Source organism: Nonomuraea sp. NPDC003707 (assembly GCF_053587055.1).
This window is the reverse complement of sequence record NZ_JBSFNK010000010.1, coordinates 71148-82553: the sequence shown is the minus strand read 5'-3', so window position 1 is coordinate 82553 and position 11406 is coordinate 71148. Positions and strand designations below refer to the sequence as shown.

The 11406-nt window shown below is 70.6% G+C and carries 11 protein-coding genes; 2 read left to right on the top strand and 9 right to left on the bottom strand.

All coding sequences use genetic code 11. The annotated features are described in order from the left end of the window. The first annotated feature begins 42 nt into the window (after positions 1-42). Positions 43-642 (top strand): helix-turn-helix domain-containing protein, encoded by a 600-nt coding sequence (locus tag ACWDRB_RS26385; protein ID WP_449897809.1) that lies wholly within the window; start codon positions 43-45, stop codon positions 640-642. Here the strand turns inward: ACWDRB_RS26385 and ACWDRB_RS26380 are convergent. Continuing rightward, positions 584-1219: a TetR/AcrR family transcriptional regulator C-terminal domain-containing protein gene (locus ACWDRB_RS26380; RefSeq protein ID WP_449897807.1), complete on the bottom strand. Its 636-nt coding sequence runs from the start codon at positions 1217-1219 to the stop codon at positions 584-586. The genes ACWDRB_RS26385 and ACWDRB_RS26380 overlap by 59 nt on opposite strands. A gap of 85 nt (positions 1220-1304) precedes the next feature. Here ACWDRB_RS26380 and ACWDRB_RS26375 point away from each other — a divergent pair, with 85 nt between their 5' ends. Beyond that, complete coding sequence (locus ACWDRB_RS26375; protein ID WP_449897805.1) at positions 1305-2711, top strand: FAD-dependent monooxygenase; 1407 nt, start codon at positions 1305-1307, stop codon at positions 2709-2711. 49 nt (positions 2712-2760) lie between these two features. Here ACWDRB_RS26375 and ACWDRB_RS26370 read toward each other — a convergent pair whose 3' ends face one another. The 8 genes from ACWDRB_RS26370 to ACWDRB_RS26335 form a co-directional block, all read right to left on the bottom strand. Continuing rightward, positions 2761-2991 carry a hypothetical protein gene (locus ACWDRB_RS26370; protein WP_449897803.1) on the bottom strand — a complete coding sequence of 77 codons (231 nt, stop codon included), beginning with the start codon at positions 2989-2991 and terminating at the stop codon, positions 2761-2763. A gap of 167 nt (positions 2992-3158) precedes the next feature. Continuing rightward, on the bottom strand, positions 3159-5522 hold the full coding sequence (locus ACWDRB_RS26365) for a discoidin domain-containing protein (RefSeq protein WP_449897801.1): 2364 nt from the start codon (positions 5520-5522) through the stop codon (positions 3159-3161). Next, complete coding sequence (locus tag ACWDRB_RS26360) at positions 5519-6607, bottom strand: peptidyl-prolyl cis-trans isomerase (protein WP_449897799.1); 1089 nt, start codon at positions 6605-6607, stop codon at positions 5519-5521. Before ACWDRB_RS26360 ends, ACWDRB_RS26365 begins: the two co-directional genes overlap by 4 nt. Then, entirely contained in the window at positions 6604-8016 is a 1413-nt protein-coding gene (locus ACWDRB_RS26355; RefSeq protein WP_449897797.1) for an alpha-L-fucosidase, read from the bottom strand. Before ACWDRB_RS26355 ends, ACWDRB_RS26360 begins: the two co-directional genes overlap by 4 nt. Further along, positions 8013-8192: a DUF6903 family protein gene (locus ACWDRB_RS26350; RefSeq protein ID WP_449897795.1), complete on the bottom strand. Its 180-nt coding sequence runs from the start codon at positions 8190-8192 to the stop codon at positions 8013-8015. The genes ACWDRB_RS26355 and ACWDRB_RS26350 overlap by 4 nt, the downstream gene beginning before the upstream one ends. 29 nt (positions 8193-8221) lie before the next feature. Further along, on the bottom strand, positions 8222-9088 hold the full coding sequence (locus ACWDRB_RS26345) for a carbohydrate ABC transporter permease (RefSeq protein ID WP_449897793.1): 867 nt from the start codon (positions 9086-9088) through the stop codon (positions 8222-8224). 11 nt (positions 9089-9099) lie between these two features. Beyond that, entirely contained in the window at positions 9100-9993 is an 894-nt protein-coding gene (locus ACWDRB_RS26340; protein WP_449897790.1) for a carbohydrate ABC transporter permease, read from the bottom strand. A gap of 1 nt (position 9994) precedes the next feature. Beyond that, positions 9995-11317 (bottom strand): carbohydrate ABC transporter substrate-binding protein, encoded by a 1323-nt coding sequence (locus ACWDRB_RS26335; protein WP_449897788.1) that lies wholly within the window; start codon positions 11315-11317, stop codon positions 9995-9997. Positions 11318-11406 lie beyond the last annotated feature (89 nt).

Below are 11406 nucleotides of genomic sequence, written 5' to 3'. Positions count from 1 at the left end.
GAAGGAATTTGCCTCAGAGGCAAAGCGGCTAGACTCTTCGCCGTGATCTCTCATGCGCCGGCGGACGGCGACGATCCGGAGCAGCGGGTCGCGGCCCGGCTGGGTGAGCTGCGGCGCGAGCGCGGGCTGACGCTCACCGTCCTCGCCGAATGGACCGGCATCTCCGCCGCCCACTTGTCCCGGATGGAGAAGGGGGAGCGACAGCCGTCCATCGGCTCGCTGTTCCAGCTCGCGCGGGCGTACGGCATCTCGGTGGGGGAGTTGGTCGGCGACGAGCGGCCGCACGAGCTCCACGTCGTGCGCGGCGCGACCGCGCCCGTGCACGAGGGCCCCGACGGGCCCTATGCGACGATGGCCGGGCTCGGCCCGCGCTCCGCTCTTGAGGCGGTGCGGCTGGAGCTGACCGCCGACGGGCCCGAACGCACCGCCGCCCACGCGGGTGAGGAGTGGGTGTACGTCGTGCGCGGCGAGGTCCTGGCGCGCGTCGGCGAGGAGGAGGTCGTCCTGGCCGCCGGGGACGCCCTGCACTTCGACGCGGCGGCCCGCCACTCGTTGTGGTCCCGCGGCGGCCCCGCCACCGTGATCATCGTCTCCGTCGCGCCCGCGCCGGCTCGTCCTCCGCACGGCGCGGCGGGCGGGTGATCAGGTCGAGGCCGAAGTCGAAGCGTTCCTCGAACGTGCCCCCGGCGAGGTGACCGAGCGCGCGGGCGAGTGACGGATGCGCGTCCGGCGTCACGGCCGCGTGGAGCACCTCGCCGATCGAGGCGGGCGCGCCCTGCTCCTCCTGGGTCAGGCCCAGCGTGAAGTACACCGCCGTCCAGGCGGTCCAGGCCGCCTCCCGCTCGCCGAAACCGCACTCCAGCAGCGCGCCCACGATCGCCTCCGCGGTGCGCAGCGTGTGCTCCTCGGCCGCGTACGTCCCCGCCACCACCCTCGCGCCGTCGCGCACGGCCAGCAGCGCCCGCCGGTAGCGGCGTACCAGCTCGCGGAACCGGTCGGCCGGGTCGGGCGGCAGGTCCTCCAGCGACACGCGCCCGACGATGGCGTCGGCCATCAGCTCCAGCAGCCGGCTCTTGGTCTTGACGTGCCACGACACCGTGTTCAGCCGCACGCCCATGCGCTCGGCCACCGCGCGCAGGCTGACCGCGTCCGCGCCCTTCTCGTCGAGCAGTTCGATCGCCGTCGCAACGATCTCGCTCTGGCGCCGCGCGTTCGCCATCGAAGCCCGCCCTCCCCGTCTCTTGGTTGCTGACCAAGAATATCTCACCCATACTGTTGGTCACTGACCAAGAAGGGAGACGGTGATGGAAGACGTGATCGTCGTCGGGGCCGGGCCGGTGGGCCTGTGGCTGGCGGCCGAACTGCGCCGGGCCGGCGTGCCCGTCCTGGTGCTCGACCGGTTGGAGCGGCCGAGCCCGCACTCCAAGGCACTGACGCTGCACCCGCGGATGATCGAGGTGCTGGCCATGCGCGGGATGGAAAAGACGTTCCTGGAGGAGGGCATCGCCATCCCGAACGGGCACTTCGGGATGCTGGAGACCCGGCTCGACTTCCGGCCGCTGCCGACGCGTCACCCGTACACGCTGTTCTTCCCGCAGGCGCGCACCGAGCAACTGCTGGAGGAGAGCGCGGTGGCGCTGGGTGCCCGCGTGCTGCGCGGGCACGCCGTGACCGGGCTCGCGCAGGACTCCGGCGGCGTCGAGCTGAGCGTCGAAGGCCCCGAAGGCCCGTACACGGTCCGCGCCCGCTACGTCGCCGGGTGCGACGGGGCGGGCAGCACGGTGCGCCGGGTCGCGGGCATCGACTTCCCGGGCACCGATGCCACGGTGTGGGGATTCCTCGGTGACGTGCACCTGGACGACCCGCCGTCCGGGCCCGCGATGTCCGCCCACACCGTCGAGGGCGGGGTGATGGTCGTCGGGATGCCGGGTGGCTACCACCGCGTCGTCGGCCTCGCGCCCGGTCGGCCCGACGGCGACCTGACCCTGGACGAGCTGCGTGCCACCGTCGTCCGGGTGATCGGGCGCGACCTCGGCATGCGCGACCCGGTCTGGCTCTCCAGGTTCGGCAACGCCTCCAGGCAGGCCGCGACCTACCGCGCGGGCCGGGTCCTGCTCGCGGGCGACGCCGCGCACATGCACTTCCCGACCGGCGGCATCGGGCTCAACGTGGGCGTGCAGGACGCGATGAACCTCGGCTGGCGGCTGGCCGCCGTCGTGCGGGGCCGCGCCCCGGAGGCCCTGCTCGACGGCTACCACGCCGAACGTCACCCCGTGGGCGCCGACCTGCTGGAGAGCAGCAAGGCGCAGACGGCGCTGATCGCCGCGTTCACCCCCGAGGGGCAGGCGCTGCGGGCGCTGCTGGGCAAGCTCATCGCGGCGCACCCGGAGCTCTCGCTGGACCTCGCCGCGAGGCTGGCCGCGCTGAACGTCGCCTACCCGCCGGCCGACCCCGGCGCCCACCCGCTCACCGGCGTCCGCGTCCCCGACCTGCCGCTGCGCGACGGCCGTACCGTCTACGAACTGCTGCACGAGGCCCGTCACGTGCTGCTCGACCTGGGCGCCGGCATCCCCTCCGCGGTCGCCGGCCACGCCCGCGACCTGGGCACGACCACGTATGAGGGGGCGCTCGGGGACGACGCGCCCCCGGAGTGGCGAGCCGTCGGCGCAACCCTGATCCGCCCCGACGGCCACGTTCAGTGGGCCGTTTAGGGTGCCTGCGGCTCAGGCGGCTCGGTGACGAGTGCTGGCCGCGGCCGGATCATGGCCGGACCGGGCTGAGCTCACGGGACCGGCCGACGGGGTCGCGGCGGCACGTCCGTTTGGCGGCGTGCCAGGTGCCGTGGCGGCCGGCGCAGTGGGGCCGGGGCGGCTGGAGGCCGGGCTGGGCGGGGGTCGGGACAGGGCTCAGGGCGGCGGTGATGAGGAACGTGGCGGTCGTGGTGAGGGCGCCGGTGATGACGGCGAGGGCTGCTCTCGTTCCAGTTCTCATGGTGCTCCCGGTGTTGTGGTCTGCCGGGTTTGATGCTCGGTTGTCGGTGGTTGTTCGGAGTGTTGGTGCAGGTCAGGCAAGATATCCGGGTTTGTGGCTTATGTCAGGGAGGGCATTCCCGTGAACGGCGGGCGGGTGGCGGCCGTGGCAGCCACCCGCCCGTATCGCTAGGCGGCGCGATAGACGGCGATCTCGGTCATCGTCGGGGTGTACACCTCGCTCGGCACCTTCCCGGTGAGCGACACCCGGAGCCGGGAGGTCGTGACGCTGCCGAAGCCGGTCACGGACCGGTCGTGCCCGATGCCGTCGGCGCGACTGGCGAACGTCACCCAGGAGCCGGTCCCGGCGTCCCACCGCCGCAGGTCGAACGTCTGGACCCGCGGGTTGGTGCCCGAGTCGGTGTACTCGTCCAGGTAGACCTCGTCGAAGGTGGTGGCCGCGCCGAAGTCGATGTCGAGCGTGATCGGGTAGGCGGCGTCGTCGGCCGCAGCCCAGCGGGTCGCCGGGTTGCCGTCGGTCAGGTTGCCGGCGACGAGCGTGCCGTTCTGGCCGGGGTGGGTCGAGCTGGCGGTGACCGGTTTGCCGAGGGCGAGGTTGACCCGGCCGTCGCCGGGCTCGTTCTCGATGGGGTCGTCGTCGACCGGGTTGGTGACCTTCACGCCGATCGGGCTCTCCGCCATGCCGATGTCCGGCGCGTCGCCGTAGTAGATGTGGGTGCCCAGGAAGTCCTCGGTGCCCAGGTGGGGGTTGTAGCGGCCGGCGTCGATGAGCGGGGAGTCGTCGCGGAGCTTGAAGTGCGCGGCGGCCGTCCGGATCCGGTCCACGCCCGCTCCGGTGACGTACTTCGCCGGGTCGCCGACGAACCTCGGGTCGGCGCGCAGGCCGGCCCGGTCGGCCGGTTCCTGGGTGGAGTGGGTGCCGCCGGCCTCGAAGTAGTCGTTGTTGGCGAACACCGCCTGGCGCAGGGCGCCCGTGCGGCGGTACCAGGGCGTCGGCCTCGTCGCGGAGGTGTTGTAGAAGATGTTGTTGAGGAAGTAGACCCTGCTCAGGAACGTCTCGTCGTGCATGTAGTCGAGGTCCGCGCCGTCGTACACGAAGGTGTTGTTCGTGAAGTAGGTCGGCGAGTAGTTCGTCGACAACATGTTCTTCACCAGCACGCCGTTGTCGTTGACGCTCAGGTTGTAGCGGGCGACCGAGTTGGAGCTGTTGCCCATGTACGCCATCCAGCCCGCGGCGTTGTCGTGCGAGTAGTTGAACTGGTAGGTGACGTTGAAGTTCGTGTACTCCAGGTCCCACGGGGTGCCGTCGTACTCGTTGTCCGGGCCGCCGTAGACCTCGTTGAACTGCATGACCGAGTCGGCCCCCGCCCACAGGTAGAGCCCGCAGGACACCGCGTTGTAGCGCTTGAGGAAGCCGTTGACCTCGTTGTACTCGACCGTCATGTTCTTGGCGTTGGCGAACTGGAACGCGCCCTGGCCGACGCTCTCCGCGTAGTTGTGGCCGATGTAGACGTCACGGCTGTACAGGTCGCGGGTCCGCACCCAGAGCTGCTCCCAGCCCTCGTGGAACTTCCCGCTCTCGTCGTACTGGCCGGCGTCGGCTCCGTCGGCGGCGAACCAGTTGAACGAGAACTGCACGGCGTGCAGCTCGACCTTCACGAAGGTGTTGTTCTCGATTCGGACGTCCTTGAAGTAGTAGCCGCCGGTGCCGTACGACTTGTAGCTCTTGCCGCCGAAGACCTGGAAGTTGACGCCGCCGTAGTGGATCTTCTGCCAGGTGCTGGGGCCGTCGAGGTCGTGGACGTACACGTTGGAGATGCGGAAGTGGTCCATGACGCTGTCCGCGCCGGCCGCCAGCAGGTCGGCGTTGATGGAGACCATGATGCCGTCGCGGACGTAGGTCCCCGTGGTGATGTCGGTGGCGAAGTTGTCGTCGTTGGACAGCTCGACATTGTCGATCTCGAAGTACTGCTGGTTGCGCAGCACGATGGCGCCGGTCCGGCCGACCGTGTCGGGGTTCTTCGTGCCGTCCGCCCTGAAGGGGCTCGGCACCCGGCCGTTCGTCGCGATGTACGGCCGGCGGGCCTTCGAGTCGCCGTAGGCCGAGATGGCGATCGGCTTGCCCGCGCTGCCCGAGCCCTTCGGCCACAGCTGCTCGTTGTTCCACTGCTCGCCGGCCTTGAGCAGGATCCGGTCGCCGGGCTTGAACGTCGTCGCGTTCGCCTTGGCCAGGGTGCGCCAGGCGGTCTGCGGCGTGGTCCCGGCCGCGCTGTCGCGACCGGTCGTGGCGTCGATGAAGTAGTCCTTGCCGCCCGTCGGGTTCGGCGTGTTGCCCGGGAAGTCCGCCTTCTTGGCGGCGGCGGGGGAGCGGTCCGGGGTTGCGGCTGCGGCGGCGCTCGCGGCGGGCGCGAGCGACCCTGCGAGCAGCGCGGCGAGCAGGGCGGTGAGGCCCACGCGGAGCGCCCGGGCCACGGGCCGCCGGCGGGCGGGCGCGGGTAATGCGGCGGGGGGTGCGGTACCGACAGGTTTCACTGTTGAACATCCTCTGCGTTGATGGCGTCCACCGCCGCCGTGTCGACCTTGAAGACGCTGCTGGCCACCCGGCGCTGGAGGAACTGGTCGAATCTCTCCTCGATGAGCGACTGCCGGATCCGCCGCGAGTACTCGGCGAACGCCGCGTCCTCGTCGACGGTCTTGCCGTTGAGCTGGTAGTACGTGATCTGGCCGGTGCCCGGGACCGGGTCGGAGATCTGGCCCGGCGCGAGCTTGCCCAGCACGGCCATGAGCTCCTGGTCGTGGGCGGCCGAGCCGCCGCCCTGCTGCGTGGCGGTCGTGAGCCTGGCGCCGGGCTCGCGGTCCGCGAGCTCCGCCAGCCGGCCGGCGGCGGCCACCCGCCGCTGGAGCCCGGCCGCGTAGCCGGCAGGGGCGTCGTGGGGCACCGGCACCACGAGCGTCGCGTACGTGTACGTGGTCGCGTTGGCGCTCCAGGAGTCCCGGTCGGCGTCGAACGCCCGCCGGACCTCGGCGTCGGTCACCCGGAGCGGGCCGTTCGCGCTGAGCCGCTGCTTCAGGCCCGTCGTGAGCCCGGTGAGCCGGTGCGAGTAGTACTCCTCGGGGGAGAATTCCGCCAGGCCGTAGACCACCTGGCCCCTCGCGATGGCGTCGGCGCGCCGCTCGTTCTCGGCGGCCAGCTCGGCGAGGAAGTCCGCGTGCTCGACGGAGCCGATCAGGTGCTGCTCCTTTGCCAGGACGAGCGCCGTCTTGTCCCGCCGGATCTCGTCCAGCGCGCGGGCCGCGAGCCGCTGGAGCGCGGTCTTGTCGCCGGCCTTCGCGTTCCAGTCGATCGTGCCCTGGAGCCGATAATGGTTGCGTAGCTCGTTCTCCACCTGAGGCGTCAGGCGGCGCATGTGGAAGAGCAGCTCGTCGCGGGTGACGGCGTGGCCGTCGAGGGAGGCGACCTCGTCCGTGCGCTGGGCGAGCGCCACGCCGCCGAGCACCAGCGCGGCGAGGGCGGCCACCACGGCGGCGATGAGGACGGCCGCGCGGGGTGACCGGCGACGAGCGGCGCCCTTTCCTGCGGCGTTCCTGGTGGCGCTCTTCACGAGGACGGCCTTCATGACGCTGCTCCGATCGCGGTCACGTGGGCGACGACGGGGGTGTCCCGCGCCTGCGGAACCTCGACCAGCACGGCGTCCACCTCGGCCGGCGTGAACCTCAGGATGCGCTGGTAACCCACCGCGTTCGACTCCGCGAGCGTCGTCCACCGGCCGTCCCGGCGGCCCCGGACCACGACGTGCTCGATGCGCTGCCCGTGCGCGATGTCCTCGCCCACCACGACCGCCTCGACCCGTCGGGGTCGCGCGAACACGAGCCGCACGCCGGGCTGGGGGTCGGCGTCGTCCGGCCGCCACGGCGTACGGCCCCCTCCGGGCCACGCGGTCGCGACGTCGCCCGCCGTCCCGGACGACACCGTCACGGTCGCCTCCAGGCGCCGCGCCCAGAAGTCCTCGACGCGCCGCCCGAGCTGCTCCAGCACCGCCACGTCGGCCTCCCGCAGCAGCCCGTCACGGGCGGGCGGGACGTTGAGCAGGAAGCAGGAGTTGCCGCCGACGGCACGCAGGTAGATGCCGAACAGCTCGTCCGCGGGTCGGACCAGGGTGTCCTCGGCCGGGTGGTGGAACCATCCGGGCCGGATCGAGGTGTTCACCTCCGCCGGGTACCAGACCAGGTCGTCCTCGCGCCCCGCCAGGGCGGCGCGGCTGCCGAGGTCGAGATCGTCGCTGCGGACCAGCCGGGCGAACGTGCCGTCGTCCGCCTGCTGCGAGCGGTCCGCGATCCGCTCGGCGTCCAGCAGGGCCCGCGGGACGACGCTCCACTCGTCGGGGCGGGTGCTGCCGGCCTCGTTGCCGCACCAGCGGACGTCGGGGCCGCACACGCTGATGACCGCGTCCGGCTGCAGCTCGCGGACCACCGCGTAATACCGCTCCCAGTCGTACACCTGGCGCCTGCCGTTCGGGCCCTCGCCGTTCGCACCGTCCAGCCACACCGTGAACACCGGCCCGTAGCGGGTGAGCAGCTCGGTGAGCTGGGCGACGTAGAAGTCGTCGTACGCGCTCCCGCTGCCGTAGGAGGCCTCGGTGCGGTCCCAGGGCGACAGGTAGATCCCGAACCGCAGTCCGTGCCGCCGCGCCGCCTCCGCGACCTCCGCGACCACGTCGCCGCGGCCGCCGCGCCAGGGCGACGCGGCGACCGAGTACGCGGTGACGTCGCTCGGCCACAGGCAGAAGCCGTCGTGGTGCTTGCAGGTGAGGATCACGCCGGTCATCCCGGCGGCCTTGAGCGCCCTGACCCACTGGTCGGCGTCGAGCCCTTCCGGGTCGAAGGCGGCCGGGTCGTCGTGCCCCTCGCCCCACTCCCGGTCCGTCATCGTGTTCATGCCGAAGTGGATGAACCCGTAGAACTCCATCGCCTGCCACGCGAGCTGGCGCTCGCTCGGCCGTACCGCCGCCAGCGTCCGAAGGGTCACCGGAACCGCCGGTTGTACGAGGCCAGCACGGCCAGCAGCCCGACCAGCGCCGCGAGCATGATCGCGAGGCGGCCCCACCCGGCCGTCGTACGGGCGGCGACGACGACGGCGACGCAGACGGCCGCGACGAGCGTGCGAGCGGTGACGAGCAGCACGCTGCGCGTCGAATCCTTCATGACGGTTTCCTCTCTGGGAAACGGGCCGGTCAGCCCTTCACGCCGCCGGATGCCATGCCTTCGATCAGCCGGCGCTGGATCAGCGCGTAGAAGATGAGGACGGGGACGATCACGATGACCATGCCGGCGTACAGCCGCCCGTAGTCGGCCGCCGCCTTCTGCGCGGTCATCAGGTTGAGCAGGCCCACCTGCAGCGTCTTGCCCTCGCCGGGCAGCAGGGTGAGCGCGATGATGAAGTCGTTCCAGTAGGCCAGGAAGTTGAACAGGATTACGGTGGTGAGCGCCGGCCGCGCCATCGGCAGCATCACCCTGACCATGACCTGGAAGCGGGAGGCCCCGTCCAGGGCCGCGGCCTCCTCGTAGTCGGCCGGGATCGACCGGAAGTACGCGGTGAGCAGGTAGATGGTGAACGGGATCGACGTGGCCGCGTAGACGAGCGAGAGGACCCCGGGGTTGTCGATGAAGAAGCCGTCGGGGAACACGTCGGCGAGCGCGCGGTCCCAGCCGACGAGCATGAGGAAGATCGGCACGACGATGTAGTTGACGTTGACGAACAGCCCGGCCAGCATCGCGACCTCGACGAGGCCGCGGCCGCGGAACTCGTACCGGGCGATGACGTAGGCCGCCGGGACGGAGACGGCCACGACGAACACCAGCCCGAGCACCGTGACCAGCACCGAGGTGATGAAGTACTGGCCCATGCGCGCGGTGACGAACGCGTCGGCGTAGTTCTGGACGTGCAGGCCCTCCGGCAGCGTCCAGGGGCTGCCGTAGAACTCGCCCTTCTCCTTGAGCGAGGCGAGCAGCACCCAGCCGACCGGCACCGCGATGGCCAGGGCGATCGCGGTGACGAGCACGTAGGTCAGCGGCCTTCCGGCGCGCTTGATCGTGGTCATGGTGGCGGTCCTCAGAACTGGAGGGGCTCGCGCCGCGTCGCCCGGCTGACCAGCAGCGACACGAGGAACGAGAAGGCGAAGACGACGACGCCGATGGCCATGCCGTAGCCGTACGACGAGTTCGTGTACGCCTGCTTGTACATGTAGCTCAGCAGGACCTCGGAGGAGCCGTCGGGCCCGCCGCCGGTCATCGCGCGGACCAGGACGAAACTGAGGTTGACCGCGCTCATGACGAAGAACGTCAGCGTCGTGCGGAGGTTCTGCCAGATGAGCGGCAGCGTGATGGCGAAGAACTGCCGCCCCGCGGACGCGCCGTCGAGCGCGGAGGCCTCGTAGATCTCCTCCGGGATGCTCGCCATGCCGGACATGTAGAGGACCATGTAGTAGCCGAGCGACTGCCAGACCATCGCGATCGCGACCGACCAGATGACGAGCTGCTGGTCGCCGAGCCAGATCTGCTGCAGGCCGTCGAGCGACAGCAGCCGCAGGGTGCCGTTGAGCAGGCCGTTCTTCTGGTCGAAGATCGCGGAGAAGATCGCCGCGATCACGACCACGGACAGCACGCTCGGCACGTACAGGACGAACCGGTACACCGTCCGGCCCCGCAGCCGTTGCCGGGTCATGATCGCCGCGAGGAACAGGCCCGTGCCCATCGTCACGACGGTCACCACGACCAGGAGCGCGACGGTGTTCTGGAACGCGCGGACGAACTGTGCGTCCTCGAGCAGCCGGGCGAAGTTGCCCAATCCGACGAAGCGCATGTCCGGGGAGAACCCGCTCCAGGTGAAGAGGGACATCCGGAACACGTTCAGGGTCGGGACGATCATGAACGCCGCGAAGAGCACGAGCGCGGGCAGGAGGCAGGCGAGCACGAAGAGGCCGTCGCCGCGCCGCCGCGTGGTCACCTCACCCACCTGCCTGGCGCAGTTTCTCGCTGGCGTCGTTGAGCGCGGCCTGCCACTGGTCCTCGGTCTTGTCGCCGCTGATGATGCTGTTGGCGGTGTCGAAGAGGGCGGCCTTGATGTCGACGCCCTCGACGGGCGCGGTGCTCGCGAATCCGCCGACGAGCGCCTCGACCGTCGTCTCCTCGTAGACCTTGTAGAACTCGGCGTTCTCCCCGGACAGGCTGCTCGCGATGCCCTTGATCGGCTGGATCGCGTTCGACCTGGCGAAGATCTTCGCCGCCTCGTCGGAGTACAGGTAGGCGACGAACTCCTTCGCCGCGTCCTTGTTCTTGGCGGCGGCGGGGACCCAGACCGACTCCACCGACGTCGTGACGAAGCGCTTGCCGCCCACGGTGGCCGGCGGCAGCGGCGTCAGGCCCCACTGGAAGCCGGCGGCGCGCGGGGCGTCCTTCATCTCGCCGACGACCCAGGTTCCGTTCGGCATGAACAGGGTCTTGTTGTCGAGGATCGACTGCTGGTTCTTGGTGAAGTCCTGCTCGTTGGCGTACCCGACCGTGGTCGGCGCGGCGTACTTCAGCAGCCGGGTGGTGAGGTCGAGCGCCTGCCGGGCCTGCGGCGTCTGCCAGACGCCCTGCTTGTACGTCATGACGTCGGTGTAGAACTGTTTCCCGCCGACGTCGGCGAGCAGCGCGAAGAAGTACGCGTCGAGGTACCCGGCGGTCGGGTACGTGAACAGCGAGATCTTCTCCTGCTTGGCCTTCTCGCCGAGCGCGAACAGCTCGTCCCAGGTGGCCGGGACCTTCCAGCCCTTCTGGGCGAACAGTCCCTTGTTGTAGAAGAGCCCGCTCGGCGCGTAGTACATCGGCATCGTGTACGTCTGGTCGGTGCCGTACGGGTTGGTGTTGAGGTTGCCGACGATGCCCCCGATGAGCTTGTCGCCCACGGTCTTGTCCTCGCCGGGGACCTTCGCCTTCAGCACGGGCGTCAGGTCCTCGAGGGCCTTGTCCTTGATGAGCGTCTCGGTGAGCGCGGCCTTGCGGCCCTGGCCGAGCACCACGACGTCCGGGAAGCGCCCGGCCTTCATGTTCGGCGTGATCTCGTCCTCGATGCTCTTCGAGATCTGTAACTGCACGTCGACGCCGGGGTGGGAGGCCTTGTACGCCTGGATGACCTGGGCGTACATGTCCCGGCCGTAACCGCCTTCGAGGGCGGCGACGCTCAGGGTCGTCTTGCCGGAGCCCGAGCCGTCCCCGTCGGCCGAGCAGCCGGTGAGCAGTCCGAGCGCCGAGATCGCGGCGCTCGCGAGGACGAGTGATCTCCTCATGGTTCTGGGGTCCTTCCCGTGGACGACTGCCCACCTGGGTGAGGCGGAGGAACGAGTCCGGGGTCCGGCCGCGCCGGAGGTCACGACGA

Bases quoted from the DNA above. Each gene is read 5' to 3' on its own strand.
- ACWDRB_RS26380 (WP_449897807.1), bottom strand. From the start codon at position 1,219: ATGGCGAACGCGCGGCGCCAGAGCGAGATCGTTGCGACGGCGATCGAA.
- ACWDRB_RS26375 (WP_449897805.1), top strand. From the start codon at position 1,305: ATGGAAGACGTGATCGTCGTCGGGGCCGGGCCGGTGGGCCTGTGGCTG.
- ACWDRB_RS26370 (WP_449897803.1), bottom strand. From the start codon at position 2,991: ATGAGAACTGGAACGAGAGCAGCCCTCGCCGTCATCACCGGCGCCCTC.
- ACWDRB_RS26360 (WP_449897799.1), bottom strand. From the start codon at position 6,607: ATGAAGGCCGTCCTCGTGAAGAGCGCCACCAGGAACGCCGCAGGAAAG.
- ACWDRB_RS26350 (WP_449897795.1), bottom strand. From the start codon at position 8,192: ATGAAGGATTCGACGCGCAGCGTGCTGCTCGTCACCGCTCGCACGCTC.
- ACWDRB_RS26345 (WP_449897793.1), bottom strand. From the start codon at position 9,088: ATGACCACGATCAAGCGCGCCGGAAGGCCGCTGACCTACGTGCTCGTC.
- ACWDRB_RS26335 (WP_449897788.1), bottom strand. From the start codon at position 11,317: ATGAGGAGATCACTCGTCCTCGCGAGCGCCGCGATCTCGGCGCTCGGA.